This window comes from Acaryochloris sp. CCMEE 5410 (assembly GCF_000238775.2).
GTDB lineage: Bacteria > Cyanobacteriota > Cyanobacteriia > Thermosynechococcales > Thermosynechococcaceae > Acaryochloris.
Genome location: NZ_AFEJ02000001.1, coordinates 3908869 through 3934243 on the forward strand (window position 1 = coordinate 3908869; position 25375 = coordinate 3934243).

The 25375-nt window shown below is 46.2% G+C and carries 21 protein-coding genes, 2 pseudogenes and 1 riboswitch; of the genes and pseudogenes, 12 read left to right on the forward strand and 11 right to left on the reverse strand.

The features are described from left to right. Positions 1 to 33: 33 nt before the first annotated feature. Together ON05_RS18040 and ON05_RS18045 are read right to left on the reverse strand one after the other, a co-directional pair. Complete coding sequence (locus ON05_RS18040; RefSeq protein ID WP_262562172.1) at positions 34 to 606, reverse strand: YwqG family protein; 573 nt, start codon at positions 604 to 606, stop codon at positions 34 to 36. Between the two features lie 23 nt (positions 607 to 629). Then, positions 630 to 1718: pseudogene (locus ON05_RS18045) on the reverse strand (ISAs1 family transposase). A gap of 475 nt (positions 1719 to 2193) precedes the next feature. Between ON05_RS18045 and ON05_RS18050 the strand changes: the two are divergent. The 4 genes from ON05_RS18050 to ON05_RS18065 all read left to right on the forward strand — a co-directional run bounded on the left by ON05_RS18050 (position 2194) and on the right by ON05_RS18065 (position 6498). Next, positions 2194 to 2778 carry a hypothetical protein gene (locus ON05_RS18050; protein ID WP_010472299.1) on the forward strand — a complete coding sequence of 195 codons (585 nt, stop codon included), beginning with the start codon at positions 2194 to 2196 and terminating at the stop codon, positions 2776 to 2778. A gap of 160 nt (positions 2779 to 2938) precedes the next feature. Next, entirely contained in the window at positions 2939 to 3397 is a 459-nt protein-coding gene (locus ON05_RS18055) for a DM13 domain-containing protein (protein WP_010472300.1), read from the forward strand. Between the two features lie 557 nt (positions 3398 to 3954). Further along, positions 3955 to 5631, forward strand: coding sequence for a chaperonin GroEL (gene groL, locus ON05_RS18060; RefSeq protein ID WP_010472301.1), 1677 nt, complete (start codon positions 3955 to 3957; stop codon positions 5629 to 5631). Between the two features lie 299 nt (positions 5632 to 5930). After that, a riboswitch (Glutamine riboswitch) is annotated at positions 5931 to 6021 on the forward strand. Between the two features lie 30 nt (positions 6022 to 6051). Continuing rightward, the gene (locus tag ON05_RS18065; protein ID WP_010472302.1) at positions 6052 to 6498 is read left to right on the forward strand and encodes a DUF4278 domain-containing protein; all 447 of its coding nucleotides are present in this window, start codon (positions 6052 to 6054) and stop codon (positions 6496 to 6498) included. Between the two features lie 174 nt (positions 6499 to 6672). On the opposite strand, the gene ON05_RS18070 is transcribed toward ON05_RS18065, so the two are convergent. The 4 genes from ON05_RS18070 to ON05_RS18085 form a co-directional block, all read right to left on the reverse strand. Beyond that, positions 6673 to 6891, reverse strand: coding sequence for a hypothetical protein (locus ON05_RS18070; protein WP_010472303.1), 219 nt, complete (start codon positions 6889 to 6891; stop codon positions 6673 to 6675). 495 nt (positions 6892 to 7386) lie between these two features. Further along, a complete protein-coding gene (locus ON05_RS18075) occupies positions 7387 to 8397 on the reverse strand; it encodes a CsgG/HfaB family protein (RefSeq protein ID WP_010472304.1) in 1011 nt (336 codons plus the stop codon). 96 nt (positions 8398 to 8493) lie between these two features. Next, entirely contained in the window at positions 8494 to 9750 is a 1257-nt protein-coding gene (locus tag ON05_RS18080) for a serine protease (RefSeq protein WP_010472305.1), read from the reverse strand. Positions 9751 to 9971: 221 nt separating this feature from the next. Next, the gene (locus ON05_RS18085) at positions 9972 to 12149 is read right to left on the reverse strand and encodes an NACHT domain-containing NTPase (protein ID WP_236618925.1); all 2178 of its coding nucleotides are present in this window, start codon (positions 12147 to 12149) and stop codon (positions 9972 to 9974) included. 522 nt (positions 12150 to 12671) lie between these two features. Between ON05_RS18085 and ON05_RS18090 the strand changes: the two genes are divergently transcribed. Next, a complete protein-coding gene (locus ON05_RS18090) occupies positions 12672 to 13955 on the forward strand; it encodes a DNA repair exonuclease (RefSeq protein WP_010472307.1) in 1284 nt (427 codons plus the stop codon). A gap of 9 nt (positions 13956 to 13964) precedes the next feature. On the opposite strand, the gene ON05_RS18095 is transcribed toward ON05_RS18090, so the two are convergent. The 3 genes from ON05_RS18095 to ON05_RS18105 all read right to left on the reverse strand — a co-directional run bounded on the left by ON05_RS18095 (position 13965) and on the right by ON05_RS18105 (position 16733). Beyond that, positions 13965 to 14459, reverse strand: coding sequence for a thiol-disulfide oxidoreductase DCC family protein (locus ON05_RS18095; protein ID WP_010472308.1), 495 nt, complete (start codon positions 14457 to 14459; stop codon positions 13965 to 13967). Positions 14460 to 14544: 85 nt separating this feature from the next. Further along, complete coding sequence (locus tag ON05_RS18100; RefSeq protein ID WP_010472309.1) at positions 14545 to 15891, reverse strand: NAD(P)/FAD-dependent oxidoreductase; 1347 nt, start codon at positions 15889 to 15891, stop codon at positions 14545 to 14547. A gap of 23 nt (positions 15892 to 15914) precedes the next feature. Continuing rightward, positions 15915 to 16733 carry an SDR family oxidoreductase gene (locus ON05_RS18105; protein ID WP_010472310.1) on the reverse strand — a complete coding sequence of 273 codons (819 nt, stop codon included), beginning with the start codon at positions 16731 to 16733 and terminating at the stop codon, positions 15915 to 15917. Positions 16734 to 16849: 116 nt separating this feature from the next. Here ON05_RS18105 and ON05_RS18110 point away from each other — a divergent pair, with 116 nt between their 5' ends. Continuing rightward, entirely contained in the window at positions 16850 to 17686 is an 837-nt protein-coding gene (locus ON05_RS18110) for a GNAT family N-acetyltransferase (RefSeq protein ID WP_010472311.1), read from the forward strand. Here ON05_RS18110 and ON05_RS18115 read toward each other — a convergent pair. Next, positions 17683 to 18966, reverse strand: coding sequence for a hypothetical protein (locus ON05_RS18115; RefSeq protein WP_010472312.1), 1284 nt, complete (start codon positions 18964 to 18966; stop codon positions 17683 to 17685). The genes ON05_RS18110 and ON05_RS18115 overlap by 4 nt on opposite strands. A 208-nt stretch (positions 18967 to 19174) precedes the next feature. Between ON05_RS18115 and ON05_RS18120 the strand changes: the two genes are divergently transcribed. After that, entirely contained in the window at positions 19175 to 19387 is a 213-nt protein-coding gene (locus ON05_RS18120) for a chlorophyll a/b-binding protein (RefSeq protein ID WP_010472313.1), read from the forward strand. A 90-nt stretch (positions 19388 to 19477) separates the two neighbouring features. Here the strand turns inward: ON05_RS18120 and rpaB are convergent, their stop codons facing one another. After that, a complete protein-coding gene (gene rpaB, locus ON05_RS18125) occupies positions 19478 to 20191 on the reverse strand; it encodes a response regulator transcription factor RpaB (protein WP_010472314.1) in 714 nt (237 codons plus the stop codon). A 430-nt stretch (positions 20192 to 20621) separates the two neighbouring features. On the opposite strand from rpaB, the gene ON05_RS18130 reads away from it, so the two are divergent. The 5 genes and pseudogenes from ON05_RS18130 (at position 20622) to ftsH4 (ending at position 25125) form a co-directional block, all read left to right on the forward strand. Further along, on the forward strand, positions 20622 to 20765 hold the full coding sequence (locus ON05_RS18130) for a hypothetical protein (protein WP_010470165.1): 144 nt from the start codon (positions 20622 to 20624) through the stop codon (positions 20763 to 20765). 468 nt (positions 20766 to 21233) lie between these two features. Continuing rightward, positions 21234 to 21386 carry a high light inducible protein gene (locus ON05_RS18135; protein ID WP_010472315.1) on the forward strand — a complete coding sequence of 51 codons (153 nt, stop codon included), beginning with the start codon at positions 21234 to 21236 and terminating at the stop codon, positions 21384 to 21386. Positions 21387 to 21497: 111 nt separating this feature from the next. Beyond that, on the forward strand, positions 21498 to 22454 hold the full coding sequence (locus ON05_RS18140; protein ID WP_010472316.1) for an RNA polymerase sigma factor, RpoD/SigA family: 957 nt from the start codon (positions 21498 to 21500) through the stop codon (positions 22452 to 22454). 379 nt (positions 22455 to 22833) lie between these two features. Further along, positions 22834 to 23031, forward strand: a complete 198-nt coding sequence (locus tag ON05_RS18145; RefSeq protein WP_010472317.1) for a hypothetical protein — start codon at positions 22834 to 22836, stop codon at positions 23029 to 23031. Positions 23032 to 23230: 199 nt separating this feature from the next. Beyond that, a pseudogene (gene ftsH4 / locus ON05_RS18150) lies at positions 23231 to 25125 on the forward strand (ATP-dependent zinc metalloprotease FtsH4). The last annotated feature ends 250 nt before the right edge of the window (positions 25126 to 25375 follow it).

The window sequence follows — 25375 nt, forward strand, 5'->3', positions numbered from 1 at the left end:
GGAGCTGTTTAGAGAGATGAAATGACCTCAGAATTAAGATTGTCCCCATTCAAATCTGCAATTTTGAAACCGTCTATGGATCAAGGAGACCAAATCAATCTGAACACTCCAAACTCCTTCTTCTGTGAAGTCTTCACCAATTTGGAGTAACAAAACATCTGCTTCCTGAGTAATGGCTTTAATGGTTTCTTCGTGCTTTTGGCAATGAGTATAGATGCCATAGATTTTGGATTTCTCGCTGCCAGCAAAGTAATCCCAAATCAGATCTCCTTCATCATATCCATCTAGATCTTCTCCTGCCTCACAGTAACGATATCTAGATCTGAAATCTTCCTTTTCATTAAAAATATCGTTGACTAGACAACCATAGAAAAACCAGCGGTCATATTCTCGAACGATCCTAGTTAATTGGGTGGCCTCAACATCGGCATACAGGACCTTGCCATGATCGCCACTGTTGGCAATAAAAAAATATAAGAATCCTGTTTTAGGTAGGAAGTCTAAGGGATCGAAAGCAGAAAATTTCTTCAGATCTAATTGAGCAGCGAAAAACATATTTTCTGGATAATCCAACGATTCTGGTAAGTCCACAATTGGGCCACCAATACGGGATGCACCTCAGGGCTGTTTTAAGTTAGCAGCGAAAAAATAATATCGACCCGATTAGCAAGCTTAGTCATCGCGGTTTTGAGGGATTGATAGTCGTTTAGCCGCAGGATATTAATCCCAATAGTTCTAAGCACTGACCAATTGAGCAGTGCTTGTTCATCTTCGAGTCGATAATCATCTTCGCCAAAACAACATCCTTCGGCCAATGCAACCGATTTTCAATGCCCCAATGTTCTCGGACCAGAGATTGCCAATGCTGGGGTGAGGTGGCAGCTGAACTGATGTAATAGGCCGTATTGTGATACTCCTTTCCTTTGCTTTGTGCCCCATCGTTGGACACAAAGCACAGAGCGAATTGCCTCCCATTCCTGTAAGGCTATGCCGACAGGCTCATAAACCTGTATACACCGATGTTCATCTCGTCCTCTACTTTGGGCGGAGTGGATGTGCTCAGCCATGGGTTTAAGACACTCAAAGTAAGTCTGGAGGTGGTCGTAAAGTCTTCCCTGATTGGATTTGACCGCCACAAGATAGTCGTTACCCGAGGCCACAATCTTCTCAAGTGTTTTTTGGGCGTGTAAGGCATCCATGGTAATCAGCAAGCCATCGAGTTGAAGGGTTTCCAACAAAGCCTGGACGACTTTGATTTCGCTATTATCCTCCTGAGTGAGGGCTTCGAGCTTGAGGGTGATGCCTGCTTCCACCGCAAATAAACTCACCAACCCTACAAAACGCTGCTTCCCCTTGGCATCTGTCAGCCCCTGACGAATCCGTTTGCCATCAATGGAGGCTGCATAATTATCGGGAGAGTGAGTCTGGGCTTTCGAGAGCATCCATGCTTCAAATTGGTGGCTCAACGCTTGGAAGTCAAGCCCCTTCATCACTCGACGAAAGGTACAGTGAGACGGAACTTCGAGGCTCTCAAGCCCCAATAGCTCACTTAAAGGCTGGCGATAATCGCTCACAAAGGTTTCTAACGGACGGTACCCTTGATATCCAGCAAGCATGCCCATCACCATCAATAGCAACAGCAGCCATAACGGATGAATACGGCCATGGGCACTGCGGAAATCCGGGACTTGCTTCAAAGTATCGATTAGATGGCTCATCGGTCTCTCTACTGTTGGTCAGTAGAACCATCCTATTTTTTCTAGGAGGAACGTAAAACAACCCTGGGATGCACCTAGAGCAAAATCAACAGAGGTGTGATCTATATCGTTTTCCTTCATATAACTACTACAGTTCAAGGATTTTGGATAATACCGTTGTGAGGCAGGCGTAAATCGGATAATTTTGTACATCAAAAAGCCTATAAATCAATTACCGATTAAGAATTTTGGGTGAAGCGATGATATCGTTTCTCTGTCATCAGTTTTCCCTCCCAGAGAAGGGAACTCACCTGACTTTCGTTAACACTATGTAGTTACGATTCGAGGATCCGGGCTAGAGGTGCGTTGTTCTGGTGGGATACTGTACGACTGATCGCTGGTGGACGATACCACCCTGTTCTAAGATAGCCAGCATTAAGACCCACAACATCATGATGTTCTGTATGGTCTGGGCAAATTACTGGCAACCGAATTTATGACTGCTGATCATCCTTTATCGGCTCAACAACAAGAGCTTAGCCATCTCAATTTCCGTGTTTTGGAAGTGACGTCAGACACGATTATTGCGGCTCGGCGGACCTTTAATTGGGAATGCCTATTGACGTGGGTGAACTACACCGTCTTTGTCCGCCGTGTTCCTCTCCTCAATGCTCAGGTCATGGAAACCGATCAACAGACCTTAATGCAGAAGGCTCAGCAGGCGAATCAGTCACCATTGCCTCGGGGGTTTCAATCGGGTAATGCCGTTTTGGTTGCCTATATTGCCGACCAAGTAGATTTAGAGGCGCGCCAACTCTGTCAGCGAAAAACGAAAATTCGATTTGCTCAGTTTTATGTACCTGCCGCCTCGGATCATGAAGGGCAAACGTATCTGATCCAAAAAACGCCCCTGTGGGGATTTATCTATTACGTCAAATTTCGCTACATTCTCAACCGTCTCTTAAAACCGACAGGAACACCGAATCAGGAACCCCGATCAACGGCTGGCCTGATCCTTACAGGAGTCTTTGTTCTGTACATGCTGTTCTTGGTCGTGATTCTGGCTACGATCTTTAATTAGCAGTGAATGCTTAGATTGCGAAGGTGCCCCATCGGTTTGCTAGCGCTCTCCTCTCAGCAAATCCTCAAGTTTATTTATGAACCTCTCAGGGGCGGATCAAATCCCTCTCAAAATGTCCCGGCATTATTAGAGATAAGTTCAGTCTTACAGGGAATTTGTTATGAAACGTCTTGCTTTTGGCACCTTATCCGCTTTTCTGCTTGCAACTAGTGTGATTCAGCCCAGCCTAGCCATCGAATCGGTTCTCCAAGGGAATGCCAATGAATCGTCTTTTCTCGTGGCTAAGAAATCGGTTGTTGCATCTGGACAGTTTGTTACCGTCAAAAAACAATCCACGGGTTCCGCTCAGATTATTTCTAAAGGCGGCAAGCGCTATTTAGAATTAAGCACTGACTTTAGTACTGCTAAAGGCCCTGATGTAAAAGTGGTCTTGTCTCGTCAAGCTCAGGTTCCAGGCTCCATTGAAGAAGGAACTTATGTAACCCTAGCTCCTCTACAAAAGTTTCAGGGTAAGCAACTTTATGAAATTCCTAGCGATATTGATTTAGACGATTATGCATCAGTGGCTCTATGGTGCAGACAGTTTAATGTCACGTTTGGGTATGCTCCCCTTAGTTAGTTTCATGATGGGAAGATGAGTGGTCTAATCCTCTGGACTGGAGTAGACTATCCCAGATTTGCTCTCAATCCTTTTCATGTGAATAGTGTTCGCCCGAGTCTCTTGTACCGATGGGGTAATCTTCCAAGCGCTTCTATGAAGATTGCTCCATTTTTTATAGGGGCCGGTTGATAGCTACAAATAAGGGTAAGGGTCTGGGTCTGACCTACAGTATCGCCAAGTGGGTCAATGGTGAACTTGAAGATAGGGGCTATGACACCTCGCAAGTGCTGGCTCACAATTGAGAAAAATGGCTGACTGGCTCGATGGGGTCATTGGTTGGCACGACTCAAGACAGAATGACAAGGGAAAAGCCCTAATGAAGGTTGATCCTCGGGGTTGCGTTTGCCCATACCAAGAAGTTCGGTTATCTGGACAATAACCCGATATTTTAGTTCGGGCCTTGAAGCTACAATGGGTTAGCTTTAGCACTCTCCTCTTGAGAGTGCTAGTGTGCTGACAAACATGAAACGTTGTGTGTAATTCACTGAGAAGGCGCAAACGAGAGGACGCTTGTAATGGCCAAACATGTAGTATTTGATGAAGAATCGCGTCGCGCTCTTGAGCGTGGTGTGAATTCTCTGGCAGATGCCGTACGAATCACTTTGGGGCCTAAAGGTCGCAATGTGGTTCTGGAAAAGAAATTTGGAGCACCCCAAATTATTAATGATGGGGTGACCATTGCGAAGGAAGTTGAGCTAGAAGATCCGTTGGAAAATGCGGGTGCTCAGCTGATGCGAGAAGTGGCTTCCAAAACCAATGATGTTGCGGGTGACGGTACCACTACCGCTACAGTTCTGGCCCAAGCGTTGATTCGCGAAGGTTTGAAGAATGTGGCTGCTGGGGCTAACCCCGTGGCCCTTCGCAAAGGGATTGATAAGACGATTGATGCCTTAGTGAAAGAGATCGAAGCCAAGTCGAAGCCCGTTGCCGGAGATGCGATCGCACAAGTGGCAACCATCTCTGCTGGGAACGATACCGAAGTCGGTCAAATGATTGCCCAAGCCATGGATAAGGTGGGCAAAGATGGCGTCATTACCGTAGAAGAATCCAAGTCCCTCGCCACCGAAATGGAAATCGTGGAAGGGATGCAAATCGATCGGGGCTATATCTCTCCCTACTTTGTGACCGATGCAGAACGCATGGTTGCTGAGATCGAAAATGCCCGCTTGCTGATCGTCAATAAGAAAATCAGTTCTCTTCAAGATCTCGTCGGTATCCTGGAGCAAGTTGCCCGTGCTGGACAGCCTCTCCTAATTATTGCTGAGGATCTAGAAGGAGAAGCCCTAGCCACGTTGGTGGTGAACAAGCTGCGGGGTGTCCTTAATGTTGTGGCTATCAAGGCTCCTGGTTTTGGTGAGCGCCGCCAAGCCATGCTTCAAGACATTGCCGTCCTCACCGGTGGACAGGTCATTTCTGAAGATGTGGGTTTAACCCTCGACAAAGTTGATTTAGAGATGCTGGGAACGGCTCGCAAGGTCACCATCAGCAAAGACAACACCACGATTGTGTCGGAAGCGGCCAATGCAGGGGATGTCGGCAAGCGAGTGGAGCAGCTCCGTCGCCAGTTGGATGAAACCGATTCTGAGTACGACAAAGAAAAGCTGCAAGAGCGGATTGCTAAGCTTGCAGGGGGCGTTGCTGTCATCAAAGTAGGTGCCGCAACCGAAACCGAGCTGAAAGATCGTAAATTACGCATCGAAGATGCGCTCAACGCGACGAAAGCAGCCGTAGCTGAGGGGATCGTTCCTGGCGGTGGCACCACCTTGATTCATCTCACCAAAACCATTGAGAGTGTTAAAGCTCAATTGAAAGATGAAGAAAAAGTTGGTGCAGACCTCGTGGGTATTGCATTAGAAGCACCTCTCACTCAAATTGCGGACAATGCTGGTAAAGAAGGCGCTGTCGTTGTAGAGAAAGTCCGTGATGCGGACTTCAGCTATGGCTATAACGCCATGACTGACACCTACGAAGATATGATTGCTGCTGGAGTCGTTGATCCTGCGAAGGTGGTTCGTTCGGGCCTCCAAAATGCGGGGTCGATTGCTGGTATGGTGCTCACCACTGAAGCCTTAGTAGTGGATAAGCCTGAACCTGCAGGTGCTGCTGCGCCCGATATGGGCGGCATGGGTGGCATGGGCGGCATGGGTGGCATGGGCGGCATGGGTGGCATGGGTGGCATGGGCATGATGTAAGCCCAAGCACCTATGACTCGTCAGCACTAAGTTAGCTCTGAGTCTTGCAAAACAGCTTGTCATCTGACAGGCTGTTTTTTGGTGTATGAGCAGTCATGCTAGAGAAAAGTGGCAGTTCCTAGTGCCAACTGCCGTTAGAGCCAGAATTTCAGGTTTGTTGAAGTCTCGAAATCAATACTCTCAGAGCAAAAAAGTGTTAGAGAATACAAAAAAACTATATTTAATTAAAATTTAATTTTTTATCGGGTTTTGTAGTCAGATCTTTAATTTGAAAAGGGTATTATTAGATACAGAAATGAATCGTTCATCTTGCATCGCTTGTCTGTTTGATTCCTGATCAAAGGTGAGTCAGCAAGACGGAAGTAAGGCATTTACCTGAAGGAACGCGCCTCATCCCATCTATTCGGTCGGAGGCCAACCGTGAAATATTCCTATCGTGGTGTCGAGTACACCCCTGTTTCTCCCTCAGTAGAAGTCACAGAAACTGAAATTATTGGCCACTATCGTGGCACTCCCTGCCGCCGTCGGCAGTATGCAACTACGGATCTTCATCAACCCACTCACGTTATGACCTATCGTGGCGTTGAGTATGGACAAGGAGTGAACAATTCTACAACTCGCCAAGAGTCTACCTTGCCTCAAACACCCAAGATTCCTGATGTTGTGCCTCAATCTATCTCTGTCGGCACAGCCATGAATTATTCCAGACCCTCTGGGCGTTTGGGTATTCGGGATGTATCCGATTTGGAAAAAGTTCATAACACTTTTATTCGCCAGACCTTGGAGCATCGTCTTGCTGTTGCCAAACGTAAAGGCGATCAAGGACTGGTTCAAATGCTAGAGCAAGAGCAGCATCAGCTGAATTAACGCTAGCATCAGTCACTGAGTTACTTAAAAGCGATGCCCTCGATTATCTAAATCGAGGGCATTTTTGTGATGGATAGACTAACCATGGCAGACATTAGTGAACAAAATACAATCCTCTGAACAGATCTTCCAGCTAACTAATGGCTTCTGGGGTATGGGTGTTTAGTGGGCAGTCTAATCGATCGCTTTCAATAACTGTGAGCGCTCTAAAGTCGCTTGTCCAAAGCCAGGAATCCATGCAATCCAGCGATCTCGATCTCCTGGGCACAGCAGCAAAGCGGCATCTTCACTGTAGTCAGACAAGGGATTGCGGAGCTGTACCCATTGATGTGCTCTAGGAACAAAAACGTCGGCTGCTATGGATTGCTGAGGCTTTTTAGTAGAAATACTCATTGCTAAGCTAAAATCCGTATCTTTTGATACAGAAATTTTATAGCTTTTTTGAAATTTTTTTGTCGTTGATGGTGAAACTTAACTTGGTGTCTAGACAGGCGATATGTCTCCCAATCCCTTACCTAGCCCCCATCTCCATAAAAGATGAAATAGAAGGATGGATGGGCAATGTTACGTAAAAGGCATAAAACCACATATTTGTATGGGTTTCTATAGGATTTGAGGCTTGTTTAATCACTTTTTTTATGGTCTAATCTAGCAAAATTCGCACCTGCGTTTTCCATGATTACCTTCAATCCTGTGCTGCTTATTCTGACGATTGCTTCAGGATATTTATTTACGATCTATATGGTCTTAGGGCTGATAAAGCAAAGTGATCAGCTCCATTAAAATCCCCCCAAAAGACCAGCCTTTTGGGGGATATCGGTGACTTAATCGGCCATGCGCCTGAGAAGCAATTGCTAGAACTGTTCTAGACGGTATAAAGCTGTGAATTTACTCAACAGCTTTGGCTACGTCTCCAACCTTAAAACCTGTGCCAGTCAGAATCTTGCCGACAGAGGATTGGGCATCGACTTCGGTGAGTTGAATGCGGCCTACAGACTGAGTCTGGCGACGTAATAATTGACCCGTTGTCGGATCTTTAATATCTTTGATTACTCGTTCAACGGAAACCACCATACCAGGGCGAAAGCCATGAACGCCCCCCTTATTGAGAACGATTTGAGTGCCAGTGACATCGGCAACCACCATTTCTTCTACAGGGAGAGTGGCGGGCTTGGCCGCGAGCTTAGGAGCTACTGCTGCAAGTTGGGACACAATTTTATCCACGGCTTGACCTGAGGCTTCACCCAAGAGGCGCTCGCTACTGTCAGAGTTGCTATCAACACCAATACCAAAAATACGACCACGACCCCCACTTTTATCTGCTTGGCCGGTGCCTTCAGCAGCGGTGAGAATTTCTCCTGTGGCTGTACTGACGAGGCGGGTAGAGAGTTGAACCGTTGCAAGCTGAGTTTTTTGTTTGCCTCCTAGACCAAAGAATCCTCCGATAGAACCGCCTTTGGATTGTTCTTCGATATGAAACTGAGTAATGGAACCAATCAGGACGGCATCTACTCCCAGGACTCGCCCAATTTGAGCAGCAGTGGTGGGTTCAATACGGCCTGATGCGCCTAGGTTCTGTTCAGCTAGGATGGCGTCAATTTTGCTGCGTTCCACCAGGATGTAGGTGCCATCTTTGACGAGTTCATTGGTCAGCAGATTACTGATGCCTCGGGATGCGCCATTCTTACCGTATAACCCATAGCTAATCCCAGTTTTGCTAACGTTGGCATAATCGAAGTCTAAGACGGCGATGCGTCGGCTTTCTTTAACTTTGATTTGCTCAACCCCAATGCCAGGAGAACTGAAAGGGTTGGCATAGACTGAACCCGGAACGCAAAAAGCGGTGAGCACGGTGAGGGCAATAGAAAGTTTCGCAATGGGTAAAACTGTGTGTTTCATGAAAGTAGCGTCCAGTACATCCTTAATAGATTTTGACGGTAGTGAGAAAGATTCAGTTTCCAGATCGTAAGAAATAGAATCTGGAAGGAGAAAAAGTTAACGATCACAAATGGTTCGAATCGACTGTCGGCAATTTTTGGAGGCAATATTGATCGCTTCTAAAGCTCGCTGGTAATCGGCTTGGTTGTTATCTTTAAGCGCTAGATCGGCGGCGGTCCGTAAATCCGTGAGGGCTGCTCCTTGTTGACCTTGGTTGAGGTAAACAATCCCCCGGTTGTAGTAGAGAATGGCGTGGTCTCCCTGGAGCTGAATGGCCTGGGAGTAATCTGCGATCGCACCCCCAGTATCCCCCAAAGACGATTGCACCAAAGCTCGGCCAATATAGGCTTGCAGCAGATTTTTGTCCAACTGAATCGCCTGATTAAAATCCTGTAAGGCTCCCGTTTGATCCTGCTTGACGAGGCGAATGCTGCCGCGCAGGGCATAGGCTGGGGCAAATTGAGGATTTTGGCGAATAGCCTGGGTGGTATTGCGTAATGCCCCGGCCATATTCCCCAGGCGGTATTGATCTAAAGCTTGCAGGTAGAAGTCAGAAGCACTTGAAGGGGCGGAAGGGACAGAGGCGATGGGTTTAATCGGGGTAGTGACGGTATTGGCCGGGGCCATCTTCAAGAAAGTATGAATCGGAATCCCGAGATTAAACCCCGTTTTGATAAAGATATCGGGGTTGATATTTTGATTTTGAACCGTAGTAGTGGTGTCCGCGCGGCCATGAATGCCCAGTAGTTTGCCATCCTTGTCCAGAACGGGTCCACCACTCATGCCGGGGAGGGTGTTGTTGGTATACACCAGGGCATAGCCATCACTTAAGGGACGGGTGGCATTGGCCGTGATCGTTCCTGTGGTGAAGTTGTAGATAATATCTGTCAACGCCTGAGTTCGGCTGGGAAAACCGGCGACGTAGCTCTCGCTGCCTTCTGAGAGCTGTTGAGAGTCGCCAATTTTGACCACAGTATAAGAGCGGTCACTGGTAAACTCCAGCAGGGCTAAGTCGACGCCAGGAAATTTAGTAATCGTCTGCACATTGACGGGATATTCCTGACCATCATTCGTAATAACGACGTATTCATCGACGGTGGCCACCACGTGAGCAGCAGTCAACACTGTATAGCGATTACCATTGCGTTTGATAATTACGCCAGAGCCAGGGGCTTGGCTATCGACCCGCACAGTGATTTGTTTGGCGACTTTATTAATTTCAGCGGGACTCAGGGCTAGGGCAACTTGCGGTGCCAAGACAATGGCGGCAACTGTTCCTAGGAGCAGGGTGGAAAATTTTTGGGGAATGTTCATGCAGTGTCCTAAAAATATGCCATTGGCATATAAACCGATGCTTGGATGTCTTACCTAGTTAGTGTATGACTCTGGTTCGAGGATACCCTAACCCTGTTTGAGGTTAGACAAGGTTTTATTCACCAGAATAAAAACCAGCATCTATTTTAATCTTAACGACTTAATTTTAGGAGACTAAGACTTGGATCACGGCTAGAGAGTGATCTTGGAAGTTGAAAATTCTACCGAACACTGGCTTGAGTCACTTCCTTGGTCTGTTCTTGACTTGGTATTGCTATATTGTCAGGATCTTGCCTGCAGTATTGCTCTTTAAAGTGTTCCTGAACGTAGTAATGAACAAATTGATAATGCCCCGCAACACACAGAATGAAGCGATAATTTTCAGCTTGTTGCAAGAATTTTGCGAAGTTCCAAGGGGCAACACCGGACTGAAAAAGAACAAAGCGTAAACAGATGTGTTTAATTACTTCTTCAAGTCCGCTAGTTAGCATAACGATAAGTCCGATAGTTAATCCGCAGATACATCCTCCAATCAGCCAGCTTGTTGAATTGAAAAGTACTACAATCACTAGCCCTCCAATTACCCCTCCAATTACCCCTCCAATTAGTCCGAGACTTATGGAAGTTGCGATTGATTCTTTGATTCCTTGATTGGGACTTGGATGGTGAGTTCTCTTTGATTCTTTAACTATACCAGCGCTTAATCCTTCAATTAGCCCTACAACTAGTCCAAAAATAAGCCCTCCAATATGCCCTTCAGTCTGTCCAAAAGTTTGCCTAAAAATTAGTCCTCCAAATAGTCCTCCAAATAGTCCTCCTATTAACCAGAACATCAGCTTTTGTCTGAAATTAGTCCAAGAGAACTTAGTTTTCCCTGTTACTTTAATGTCAGTGTTCCATTTTTCATGTCCTCGTTTTAATCCACAGCTTAGACCAATTATTAGACCTCCAATTAGCCCTCTGTTTAACTTGAATATTGGTCCTCCAATTAGGCTATCTAAAAGCCTTCCAATGAAGCCTCCAACTAATCCTCCGGTTAGTGAAAAAATTAGTATAGTTACCTGTCTAAAAAATCTTTTTTGGTCTGGTTTTAACCAAGATGGCTGTAAACCCTCAATCCAAAAACAGGTTGGTGTTTTATGGGTATCTTTGCTTTTGCTAAGGTTCTTGGCTAGCCAACCTAGGTAATCTAAAATCTTATCTGATGTTGGCAATTTTTTTGATCTATGAATGCTATTTTGACCATCTTTACTAAGTTGATGATGTATATATTTATCGATAATCTCATCACGACAGAGTGGCATGGTAAGTGAACCAATATCCTCATCTTGATAAGCAGCTACCAACATAGAGAGGAAAAAAGGTAAATAAGTTATGTCTTCCTCTTTATGAGTAAAATTCTTGCGTAATACACTTTTGAGTGATCCCTTACCTAAGTTATGAAAATAACTTTGAATTTGGAGTGTATCAGGTTTCTTTAAGTTAATGACTCCGTTCAAATATTTAAATATTTGAGTGTTGCTTTCTGGATTTTCATTCCCTTCACTTCTACAGCAAATTAGACATTTAGTTAATGGATTCTGTTCTAAGAAGCCATTTATAGATTGAATACATAGCCTCTGACTTTTTGTGTATGAAGATTTGATGCTATCTAACTCATCTATTTCTCTTAGATCATCTAATCCATCTAGAAATAGAAAAATATGATTTTGATCAATTAATATTTTGGTTTCTGATTTTGGAACGCCATATTTGTTTTTAATCTGAGTAAATAGCCATTTCTCAAACTCTTGTTCTTCATAAGAATATTGAGATAGGTCTAAAGGTATTGGGATAGGATTGTCAGATAGTGTTTTATGCTTTTGTAGAAAAACTATCTCTTCTAAAAGAAGTTGTTTAGCTGTTTCTAACAACTCATCAGTTTTTCCTGACCCATGTTCTCCAAGCATGAGGCATCTACCTTTTATATAGTCATGCTCTAAAAAAGAAACTGTTGTTGGGTGATCTGCATAATTTAGGATTGGTGGTGTTTTCTTGTCTGAAAAATTTTCATTAGGTGGTATGACTGTGAGAAGAGCTGTCTTATGCTTAAGACCAATACGAAATTTGGATTCATATCTTGAGTCTTTAAGTTTTAAAATGACTTCTTTCCAAACTTTTTTGAGTAAGGTTTGACGAGTAAATAAGATTTCTTGATCTTTGATTTTTGCTTGTCTAGGGAATAAATTATTAGTGGTTTTTTGTATGCCTTCAATAACTGTAGGAGCGTTCTCAGTAATCTTTGCTAGTGCTGTAATTATTGAAGACGTACCTAATGTATTTAGGATGTTTTGCCAACTGCTAGCCACTTCAATGGCATCAGATGGGTTGGCTTTGCTACTGGTTGCAATGGTAGACACCCACGATATAATGTCATGAATCATAATTTTTACCGATTTATAGAGATTCTTTTGGAATGACTCTCTTAATGCAGATAAAATATTTTCGATTTATAGATAGTATTATAAGACAGGTGATTATGTGAATGGAGGTTCTTGACCAACTTGCTTGGTTCAACGAATGTCACCTTGAATTTATAGCGATCTGATGATCGATGCTATGGCTTGATGACGGTATTTTCAGTGGTTTACAATTACATAAACTGAAAAATTAATTTTTGAGATGAGCATATGTCGAAAATAGTATGTGTTATTTTATTTGGCACCAATAAGTCTTTGGCATAGCCGGTCCTACTCTATATCTGTTGAAGCGTGATTAGTGTGTAAGACTTTTTTTCAGTAAGGAATTCTAGAATTTCTTTAGCAAGCACTCTTGAAAATCTTTCTAGTTTTAAGTTTGATATCTCTATCACGATTGAATAAAAATAGTGCTAAATAGACCAGTACAATTATCCCTACTTATTTTGTATGGATTAGAGCATTATGCCTCGTTTCCTCCATGTTGCTGATGTGCATTTGGGCTACACCAAATACGAATCACCAGAGCGTACCAAAGATTTTTTCCTCGCTTTCAGTGATGCGCTTGAACGCTATGCCATCGAACCCCAAGTCGATTTCGTCCTCATTGTCGGGGACTTATTTGAGCATCGTCAGGTCCTTCCTGCAGTCCTGAATCAAGCCCAACTCTGTCTGGATCGGCTACAAGAAGCAGGCATTCCTGTCTTAGCCATCGAAGGGAATCACGACTATCGACTCTATGGCACCAGTACCAGCTGGTTGCGATATCTGGCCGATTGGGGACGTCTGATGCTGTTGGAACCCAATGCTGAAGAAGAATTAGAACCATGGGATCCTGAAGCGAGGCGCGGTGGGTATATCGACCTGGACTGTGGTGTGCGAGTGATTGGATCTCGGTGGTATGGAGCAGCTGCGCCTCAAGCCATTCAATCCCTAGCTCCTCTGATAGAAAAACTCCCCTCTGGACCGGACCATACGGTCATGATGTTTCATCATGGTTTAGAAGGACATGTCTCCCGCTACAGTGGGGCATTGCGCTATCAAGACTTTGCTCCCTTGCTAACCGCAGGTGTAGATTATTTAGCCCTTGGCCATATCCACCGCAGCTACTCTGCTGAAAGCTGGATCTTCAACCCCGGCTCTATCGAAGCGAATAGCGTAATTGAAAACCAAGACCAGAATCCTCGGGGAGTGTTCTTGGTCAACCTAACCAAAAAAGGAATCAAAGCTGATCTCAAATCCGATTATTATCAACGCCATATTGAGCGCTTAAACCTAAAAGCGGATCCGAAGCAAACGGCTGCAGAATTGGAAGCAGCGGCAATTACTACGATTGAAACGGCCTATAAAAAAGGTAAAACAGAGGATGCCATCGTAGAACTAAAAATTCAGGGCACGATTGGATTTGAGCGTTCGGATCTGAATGTGAAAGAGCTGAGAACTCAACTCCATACCCTCAGTAAGGCTTTAATTATGCTGATTAAATATGAAGTCACTGGGGTTGAATATCACAGCTATATCAGCGATCAAGAAGAACTCCCCTCTCGCAACGATATTGAGCGATTGGTTTTTACCGATCTTTTAGCTGCGAATGCTCATTACCGAGACCAGGCAGAATCCCTTTCTTCGGGCCTTATGGATCTAAAAGATCGTCTGCTTAAACAGCAGACTGAACCCGAACTTTATCAATATGCTCAGGAACTGCTGTCTGCGAAGCCTTCTGAAGTGGATGAGCCAGTGCAAGATTAAACCAAAATTCTATTCCACAGGAATTTTGCACCGATCTGTAGAGCAATCAATTTGCTGTTGTCGTTCAGCTAAGATGGTTGCTAAATCTGCTCTGCCCGTCAATTTCAACCGCCAGTTTGCCCAGATGCCATAGATAAAGTCTGCGATGGGGCCAATGATGGGGAGCTTAGTGATGGCATAGACCCAACCCATCCCCAAGACTTCATAGACTTTGCGAAAAACGGGGACGCCCACCATTACCGTGCCATCAGGCAATAAGGCATGAATCGTTCCCATTGCCGTTTCAAAGTCAATGTTGCCATTCTCTTCTGGGGCATAATTCAAGTCTGCAATATCGACAAAGGCTACCAACCCTTGGCCTGCATCCCGGTTCTGTAAAAAGTTGACTTCTCTCAAACAGAGAGGGCAAGCGCTATCGTAAAGCAGCTTAATTTGCCAAGAGGGGTTTAAATCAGATACAGCGGCTGCAGTCGTACTGGGAGATGAGGTGGTTTCAGTAGTCATAAAGGCTAGATAGGAGCTTCTTTTTTGACTATAACCTTATCTTTATGAGCAATGGGGCTTATTCAAGTCTCCCTAGCAGGTCAGCCTAAGTTGATAGGGTTGTTCTCAGCATGTCATGGATCTGAGCAGGAAGCGGTTGGTTCCTAAAGTTAGGATGCTGGGCGTCAATTTGATGGGCTTTTTGAGTAATGGAGCTAAATTGACGGTCGGTTTGTTCTAAATCGCTGAAAATTTGCTGTGGATCGAACAGATGGGTCGTTGGTAGTGTTTTACCGAGGGTTTTGAGCACTAACCCGATGGGTACATTAATCGTTTCCTGCAGCTTGAGATAGCGTGCCAAAACAGGAGCAAATGCACTAATAATCGAACCAATGCCGCCCCTAGGTTGATACCACCCTACAAAATAGAGACCCTTGTAATCATCCAGAAATGCACCATCATAGCATTTGACCACTGAGCCTTGGACGCGCTGCAGCTCTGGTGCTAAAAACGGGTAAGCAACATAGTAGCCCGTGGCGCAAACGATCAGGTCGAAGTCTTCGCGGCTGCCATCTTCAAATTCCACTGAGTCTTCATCTAGCTTGCGGACGCCCGGTTTAGGAGTAATGCGACCATGCTTGATGTAGTAGGGAACTTCACTATTGATGGTGGGGTGTTTCTCAAAGATGCGATGTTTGGGGGCCGGCAGGCCATAGCTCTCATGTTTGCCAAAGGTCAGACGGATCAGCAGGTACACCATCAGCCGCTGATACCAGAGGGGACTAGGGCTTGTACTGTTCTTGCTGAGGTCAGCCACGGGAACACCGGCAAAGGTTTTGGGAATAAACCAAGGTACATCCCGCATACTCAAAACACATTTAGTCCCCACCCGGGCGGCTTCGGCGGCCAAGTCACAGGCTGAATTACCCGCGCCGATCACTAAAACGCGCTTGCCGATGAGCTGTTGAGGGCGTTTGTAGTCCTTGGAGTGAATGATTTCTCCGTTAAAGTGCCCTTCAAATTTCGGCAGTCGCTTGCACCAGTGATGGCCATTACAGAGCACAACCCCTTGATACAGTCGCTGTTCACCATTGGCAAAGCTGACTTCCCAAAGATTATCTTCGACGGGGCGAACAAAGGTGATTTCGCGGTTGAGTTCAATGGTGTCTCGTAATCCAAAATGATCGGTAAAAGCGTTAATATAATCCCGCATATTTTGAGCGCTGGGAAAGTCAGGATACGTGTCCGGCATGGGGAAGTTCGTAAACTGAGTGATGTTACGAGAAGAGATGATATGCGCCGTTTCGTAAACGCCATGGTACCAATTCCCGCCGATATCATCGCTGGCATCCACCTGGTCATAGGGAATTCCTGCTTCTTTTAGAGCCTGAGCCATTCCCAAGCCTGCGTAGCCAGCACCAATAATTAGATATTTTTCGGAGGTTGTTTGCACGGATTTTCGAGTGAATAACTGCGTTAAGACGGTTTTTGGTATTGTCGTTTGATCTGGTTTGTGGTCCATTGGAGCAGGCCCGGACAATAGCGTTTGATTCGGGTTAGGACTCGGGCTGGCAGATCAGGAAAGACTTCTGGTTTGTTCTGCTGAACGCCCTGAAGGGTGGCTTGCATGATTTTATGAGGATCTGTGGTCATCCAGTGGGGCAGTTCCGATTTCCCCTGAGCGAGGGAGCCAAAACTATCTGAGTTGAGAATCGGCGTCCGGCTAAAAAAGGGGTAGACCGTGGTGACTTTGATGTTGAAGTCTTTCACCTCGCTGCGGACCCCATCACTGTACCCCCGTAGCCCAAATTTACTGGCGGCATAGCCGGTTAACCCGGTTGGAGCAATCCAGCCAGCGACGGATGAAATATTCACGATATGGCCCTGGCGGCGGGTAATCATATCTGCTACAAACCGGTTACTCAAGCGCATGGGAGCCAAGAGATTGAGCTGCATCATGACTTCCCAGCGTTCGGTTGGGGTCTCATCCATGCGTCCATAGAGGGCAATGCCAGCATTGTTAATCAAAATATCAACAGGATGATTGAGGGCTTGAACGTTCTGATAAAGATCCTCACACCCGTCTGCCGTGCCTAGGTTGGCAACAAAACTGGGCAGTAGTTCTCCGGAGTGGCGGTCTGGATTGAGTTTTTCGGCCTGCTGTTCCAGCAAGGCCCCATCGATATCCGTGCGGATCACTCGACTGCCTGCCTCTAACAACAGTTGAGTCAGCTCGTGGCCAAATCCCCCGGTTGCTCCGGTTAAGAGAACGACGGCATTATTTAACTCGGTCATGGCTAGACCTTCAGTTACTGTGATCAAATTGTAAAAGATGTATGGATGTCAGGGATCTCTTGTCTATTCACTTTTATGATCGGGGGGCCTATCCCTACTCACCCTTGAGGCAATGAATGGACTTCCAAATCCGACCGGCTCAACAAACAGATCTCCCTAGGATTCGGGCTTGGGCTGTACAAGAATCTTGGAATCCGGGCCGGTATGACTTGGAGGTGTATTGGCGACAAAATAGTTTGCTGGTGGGGTGGTTAGGAGATCAGCCTGTGGGCTGTATTTCTGCAGCGGCATATGATGCAGACTTTGGTTTTTTAGGCTGTTATTTGGTGGATCACCGCCATCGAGGCCATGGCTATGGCCGATTCCTGTGGGAAAAGGCAATTTCGTCGCTACCAGCTCGCTGTATTGGCTTAGAAGGAGCGGTGGCTCTGCAGGATACCTATCTCCGTCATGGGTTTGTCAAATCTTGCCTGCATGTTCGCCATCAATTGAAGTCTGGTAATGGCAATCCAGTTGCGTCGTCGTTGCAGGCTATTCACTCCATACCGTTTGAGCAAGTGCTGGATTACGATACGCGTCATTTTGTGGGGATGCGATCGCAATTCTTGCAGCATTGGCTAGGAAGTCCGGAAATGCAGGGCTGGGGAGTTGTCCAGGCGGATCATCTGCTCGGATATGGGCTGATTCGTCCGGCGGATATGGGGTATCGGATTGGACCGCTATTTGCCGATAGGGCTGATGTGGCCCAGCAGCTGTTGGCTGCTCTATTGCAGATACCGCCCTCCGATCAGCCCGTTTATATGGATGTGCCGAAAAGTAATGAACAGGCGAATCAGTTGATGAAAAACGTGCAGGCTATTCCTTTGTTTAGTAATTGTCGGATGTATAAGGGAGAGTTTCCGGAGTTGCCCTTGGATGAAATTTATGGAGTGACCACTCTAGAAATGGGCTAGGGGCTGGGTGTGCGGAGGATAGTGCCTGAGAGAGGATGGGCAGTAGGGGTATAGGATTTGAGTCCATATTCGGCACCGTAATCCGTGCCGAGGCCAAAATACCACTGGTCTTGGTAGTGGGTGAGCGATCGCGCAAAGGTATCCGATTCAAACCGCAGAATTTCACACCAGTGCTGGGGGTGGGTGGCTTTCCTGACGCGATTGATAAACCGGAGTTTGCCTGCGTTTCGCTGTCGCTCACTCGTCAAAACAAACAGACCTTTAGGAGTCGTAATCACATCCCAAGGGACTTCCTGGGGCTTCAGTTGGACGCGCTCCACCTGGGTGTTGTTGGAGGCTAAGGAAGTGGCGATAAATAAACCAGGGGGTTGAAGATGAGGATCTTCACTGTTGAGCACTCGGACAGCTTGTGAAGTATGAGAGATATACCGGGAGCCTTTACTGATATAAGCCAGCTGGGATTGGGAAACCGCCGTTTTCTTGACCTGAGTGGCTTGCGGGTGATTGGGGAATAGAGTGGTTCGATCTAAATCTTGTCGTTGAATCGGTTTTAGAGTCGGCCCCAGCTGCCAAGGACGCCCGCTGACAAAGATATACAGAGACTCTTCAAACTGGACCATATGGGCAGGACTGGTGTTCAAAGTTTGGATATCTTGCCAGGTCTGTCCTTTATCCCCGGAGGTGATTAAATAGCCCCGGTTATCTGACCTGCGAATCACGGACCATAATTGGTCTGCGAATTTTGCAATGGACCAGACATGCACTCCCCCAGGCAAGGTGCGAATTTTTTGCCACTCCTGCTGTTGGAAACGGTAGATATTGCCCAAGTCCCAGCTTTCTCGAGCATCAATCCCAGGGGTATATAATTCCGAGTCAATGGTCTGAAAGCTGCGAATCTCTTCTTCTGGGGCAACGAACTTGAACTGAAATTGGTTGGCATTGGGGTCGAAAAACCACAAAGGAATTGGCCCTTGATTGGCATTGCTATCGCCATGACCGAGATAGATTTGATTCTGAAAAGGCACCATGACCCACACATTGCGAGCATAGGGTTGAGACTTGGCATACTGGCCGGTGGTAAAAGGCGAACCCAAGTTTTCGATGCGTGGAGTGACATCAGTGGTCGGAACCTGGGCACAGACCTGGGCAGCTGAAGAAGACCCTAAAGGCCATTGCAAAAACTGGGAGGCGATGGCACCAGTTCCTGCGATCACGCCGATCAGAATCAGCGCCCAGCGCCCATAGTGGGGTGGTTGAGGGAGAGAAGGTCTGATGTTCACAAGCAACAAGGGCTAGGCAAGTAAGACGGCTTGGAGCTAGAGCGCAAAGGCTGGCCATAGTCCCCAGAATATAGCGGATTAATAAGCTGGCTCAACTGGATAACAACGCATAACGTTTGGAATTGATCAGAAATTCGCAATGTTTCTTTACAAAATTTAGCTGTATGTGTTACATTTATTTACATAGTCAATTACGGAGCTTACACACATGACATCTAGCGGATATACCTCTGACGATCGCGGTCGCGTTAATCGATTTGCAGTAGAGCCTAAGACTGCTGCTAAAGCCGAGCCTGTATTTGGTTTTAATAAGGATGCTGAAAGATATAGTGGCCGTCTAGCTATGATCGGCTTCTTCGGAATTTTATTAATTGAACTGGCCACCAATCTCACCTTTGTCCAGATTGTGACTGGCGCATAGTTGCTAACACCATCATCCATGTCAAGCTGAGGTACTGCCTCAGCTTTTTGCTTTTTAAAGGTTTAAAGCGTCAAGGGACCAGAGATAGCCTTAGTCACCCCGTTGGATGGCATAGCCTACGCCCCGCACTGACAGAATCAAGTCGGGTTCTTCCGTATCTTCTTTCAGCTTGTTCCGAAGACGCGACATATGAACATCGACAACACGGGTATCAATCTTGCCGTCAGGGCTATAGCCCCACACCTTTTGTAAAAATTCAACTCTAGAGATGGGTTCTCCGGGGCGGCTGACCAACAGCTCTAGCAGATTAAATTCGAGATGAGTGAGCTGAATGCGTTCTTTATCTTTATAGACTTGCCGTTTATTGGTATCAATTTCTAGATGGCCGACCTGAATCACACCGGCTGATTTGTGGTGAGCAGAGTGGGATTTTGTGATCCGTCGAAGAATGCAGCGAATGCGTGACTCTAGCTCTTTGGGAGAAAATGGCTTGACCATATAGTCGTCTGCGCCCATTTCCAGACCTGTAATCCGATCGGCGACGTCTGAAAGAGCCGTCAACATAATGATGGGGACATCGGACTCTTGTCGTAGGGATTGGCAGACCTGATACCCGTTCAGCTTGGGCATCATGACATCCAAAATAATCAAATCTGGTTCTTGATGCTGAAACACTTGCAGGGCTTCCTCGCCATCAGCGGCAGTGATGACAACAAATCCCATCATGGAGAGACGAGTTTCTAGGATCCGACGAATGCTAGCTTCATCATCAGCGACTAGAATTTTTTGCTGCTGATCTTTCAAACTACTTTAGTATCCAAAGACAGACAACGTTGAAGAGATTAATACTCTTTGAACCATGAATAAAAAGCCCAATAAAGTATGAATATGAAGTTTTTTTACATATTCTTAGAGGCTTCTAGAACTTGAGTTTAGCAGTTGGTAGTCGGTTCACTGCATTGTTGTGTCAAAGTTTGCGCTTTCGGTGACAGAGACGCCACTGGAGACAGACAACAATTGCCTTTTGATGGGCAAGGGACAGATACAGTTCAACCCAGGATTAGGGTTGTGTGGACAACGATAGACCTGGATGTCAGTAGGATCAAACCTTACAAGACCTTGAATATCCATAGTTTGGACAAAAAGCCCTTAATTGTTTGACATGTCTTTACATTTCTGTTACATTTATTTACACAAGGTTACGACACACATGCATTAATCGGAGTCTACTCACATGAATACATCTAATAATTTCTTTGGATTTAACCCTTTTGCTGAAGCTTGGAGCGGTCGCTTAGCTATGGTGGGTTTCTACGCCGCTATCGTGATTGAACTGGTGACGGGCAAAGGCGTGTTGCATTTCTGGGGCTTGATGTAAGCGCTCAGGTTGATGAGCCAATCATCTCTAGCTCAACCTTAAAGAGATGAAATAGCCCTCATGCCTTGCCTGCACTTCATGGATAGAGACTGAAAATCACTATCTTGCAGCGCTCTGGAGTCTAAACCAGCTGACTTAGTGCAGCCCCAAAAAGTTCAATCCTTCTCTGTTAGTGGCCAGCCAGCCAAACTGCAAAAAAGCTTTTAATCCTCGCCAGATAAAGGTTTGCCGGTGGTAGGGCCCAGCAGCTTAATTCTCATTATCAAACAGACCTCAGCTACATAGCTGGGGTTTTCTTTTGGATGTATGTAACAACATGTCTCCTCAATATGAGAAGCCCAAACCCTTGTGAAATCGTCATTTCGAGCATATGAAGGAAGCGATGTTTTCATATTCTTGACAAAACGTTACACATTAAGTTACATTTATTTACATAAGATTCATTCCTCGTTTACGGAGTCCAACGCTATGAGTACACAAAATCCAATCTGGGGTTTCACCGACTTTGCAGAAACCTTTGGTGGTCGCTTGGCCATGATGGGATTCTTTCTCGCCCTAGTGACTGAAGTGCTGACCGGTCAAGGCATTGTCGGTCAGATTGCCGCCTTACTAAACTTCTAAACCAGTGTTTTGGGTTTAGAACGACTCTAGTTCATCTTTAATATTTTTTCCCCGGCATGTGCCGGGGAGTTTTATTTATCAGTTATCTGTGTTTACCCAAACATTGCCATTATGAAAAATTCATTTGTTAGTAAAGATTCAATCACTACCTATCTGCGTGAGATTAGCCGCTTTCCTCTGTTGAATCATGAACAAGAAGTCATCTTTGGCAAGCAGGTACAACGTTTAACAGCTTTGCAGGAGATGAAGCAGGAACTGCAAGACCACCTCGACCGAGAGCCGACCCAACAAGAATGGGCAGAAAAGGCCCAAGTGTCTGTGGCGCAACTGCAAAAAGAATTGAAGTTAGGCCACAAAGCCAATCGCAAAATGGTGGAATCTAATTTGCGTTTGGTGGTTTCAATTGCCAAGAAGTACAACAAAGCGAAAGTTGAGTTTTTGGATTTAATTCAAGAAGGCACAATCGGTCTGCAACGGGGTGTCGAGAAATTTGACCCGATGAAAGGCTATCGCTTCTCTACCTATGCCTACTGGTGGATTCGTCAAGCCATGACTCGTGCGATCGCAGAACAAGAACGAACCATCCGCTTACCGATTCACATCAATGAAAAGCTCAGTAAGCTCCGCAAGGTCAGACGCCAACTGTCGCAAAAACTCCATCGCGACCCTACCGTGCAAGAGCTAGCGGTAGAGATGGACCTCGCGCCTAAAAAGATTGAAGACTATCTCAACTACGCACGTCGCTCGATCTCGTTAGATATTCAGATTGGCGATCAGCAGAATACGGAATTGTGGGAGTTACTGGAAGATCCCAATGAATCTCCCGATACCTATGCCACAGCTTCTTCTTTGAGATCTGATTTAGCTAAGCTGCTTCAGGACCTCAGCCCGCAGCAGCGGGAAGTGATTACGCTGCGATACGGCTTGATTGACCAAAATCCCTTGACCTTAGCGAAGGTGGGTGAGCGTCTGAACGTTAGCCGGGAGTGGGTCCGTCGAGTTGAGCGAGAAGCCTTTAAGATTTTGCGATCGCAAAAAGTGATGCTGCAAGAATATATGGCTTGCTAAGCATCGATTTCAAATCTCAATCTGCGCATCAGCTACTCTTTTGCCTAAAAGAGTAGCTTTTTTGTAACAGAAAATTTATGCTTATGCGATCTATAGGGGTTTGTAAAGAATATGAGATGTTGGCTCGCGAGGAAAAGATGGCTCTTTTATGGCTATTAAAAGCTTAAATTGAGTTAATTTACAAAAAATTTGATCTTTTGAGCCACTAAATAGGAAATTTTATAGATATTAATCGACCTTAAGGATGATGAAGTTGTTTATTGGTTCTCTTGTCATAAAATGATTGTTTAGCACTAGATCAGAATCTGCGCAACTTTTGTTGACATTATGTTACAAATTAGTTAAGATGTTTACATAACGTTACACAAAGGAATTCATCATGTTTGCTCCCCTCGTCGTGCTAGTCCGCAACATTGTCGGCCAACCCAGATTTATCAAACTCCGAGGGAAAGCCATTGCTCTGCACTCTAAGGCCATTACCAATTTTTGTAATCAAGTGGGTATTGACCGGAGCCGTCGCCAGGGCTGGATTCGACTCGCACGCGACAACGGCAAACGACTAGGCTTATTGGCCTAAAGGATGAGCGCCTGGAATGGACATCTATCCCCTGGAGCAGATGTGCCATAACTCAATAGGTTTCATCATGGTAAAGAGCCACACTCTTCAGATAGGCTAACCCTTCAAATTTCCATTTTCGTTTCGGATGGCTCTGGGTAATTGAAGATTTTTCCCTCGCTTGAACCATCCGCATCATTTTTTAACTAAGGACATTCTCATGCCAGTAAACGATAAACCACGACGCCCACGTCCCAATCCCTTCAGCACCATTTTGTTGCTGCTTCCATTAGTATTACTAGTTGTCAATTTAGTCTTGACCTTTGGTAATGGTCCCCGCGTCTCTAAAGTGCCCTATAGCTTTTTTATTGAGCAAGTGCAAGATGAGCAAGTGGCTCGGGTCTCCGTTGGCCAGAATGTCATTCGTTATCAAATGAAAGATATGGATGGTAACCCGGGTCAAGTCCAAGAAACCACCCCAATCTTCGACCTAGAGCTGCCCAAGCTTCTCGAATCCAAAGGCGTCGAATTCGCCGCCACTCCCCCTCCCAGCAATCGCTGGTTCACCACCCTCCTCAGCTGGGTCATCCCCCCCGTCATCTTCGTCGCCATCTTCCAATTTTTTAGCCGTGGCGGCATCGGTGGCGGGGGTCCCCAAGGAGCCCTCTCCGTCACCAAAAACAAAGCCAAAGTCTACGTCGAAGGCGATGACAACAAAGTCACCTTTGATGACGTTGCAGGCGTCGAAGAATCCAAAACCGAACTCGAAGAAATCGTCGAATTCCTCAAATCTCCCCAACGCTTCACCGAAATTGGTGCCAAGATTCCCAAAGGTGTCTTACTAGTTGGCCCTCCCGGAACCGGTAAAACCTTAATGGCCAAAGCCGTCGCTGGCGAAGCAGGCGTCCCCTTCTTCAGCATCTCTGGTTCAGAATTCGTCGAACTTTTCGTCGGTACGGGTGCCGCTCGGGTCCGTGACCTGTTTGAACAAGCCAAAAAGAAAGCCCCCTGCATCATCTTTATTGACGAACTCGATGCCATCGGTAAATCTCGAGCAGGCGGTAACGGCTTCGTTGGCGGAAACGACGAACGAGAGCAAACCCTCAACCAGCTGCTCACGGAAATGGATGGCTTTGGGGCTGGAGATGCCACCGTCATCGTTCTAGCTGCCACCAACCGTCCAGAGACCCTAGACCCCGCCCTCCTGCGTCCCGGTCGATTTGACCGCCAAGTCCTCGTAGACCGTCCAGACCTCACCGGTCGTCTGGCCATCTTGGAAATCTATGCCAAGAAGTCAAACTGGGTGAAAATGTTGACCTCAAAGCCATGGCCACCCGTACCCCAGGCTTTGCTGGAGCTGACTTAGCGAACTTAGTGAATGAAGCTGCCCTCCTGGCTGCTCGTCGAGGCAGCAAAGTCGTCGAAACCCAAGACTTTGCCGAAGCCATTGAGCGAGTCGTTGCTGGACTAGAGAAAAAGAGCCGCGTCCTCAACGACAAAGAGAAGAAGATCGTTGCTTATCACGAAGTCGGTCATGCCCTCGTCGGTGCCAAGATGTCCGGTACGGATCAAGTGGAGAAGATATCCATTGTTCCTAGAGGTATGGCAGCCTTAGGCTACACCCTCCAGGTCCCGACAGAAGACCGCTTCTTGTTAAACGAAGCTGAACTCAGAGGTCAGATTGCCACCCTCCTAGGTGGACGAGCTGCAGAAGAAGTCATCTTTGGCAGCATCACCACGGGTGCCTCCAACGACTTACAGCGAGCCACGGACTTAGCCGAGCAAATGGTGACCTCCTATGGCATGAGTGAAGTATTAGGACCCCTGGCTTATGACAAGGGTCAGCAGAACAACTTCCTCGGTGGCGGTATGAATGCGAGACGGATGGTCAGTGATGAAACGGCCAAAGCCATTGATAAGGAAGTCAAGGGCATTGTCGAAACCGCTCACCAGGAAGCCTTGAGTATTCTCAAGGAGAATAAGGAATTGCTGGAGACGATTTCTGAGCAATTGCTGGAGTCAGAGGTGATTGAAGGCGAGGGTCTGCGACAGATGCTGGCTAAGGTTCATCCTGAATCCCATGTCCAGGCTACTGAAGAGCCCGTAGCGGTCTAACAATCCCATCGTGTTTTCCTTTTAGATGGCCCCCTGCTTAGCAGGGGGCCATTTTTCGGTTGATGGAGGGATAGGCTGAATTGGTCGATAAACCATTTTGCCTGCAGTTCAGCAATACTAATGATTTATTCATACAAGGACAATCACTTTTTGCTCTCAAACTGCTGACTCATCTGTATTTAGTCATTCTAGCTGTTGACTATAAAAGCTAGAAAATAGCAATAAATCAATACTTGTTAAATTACTTGAA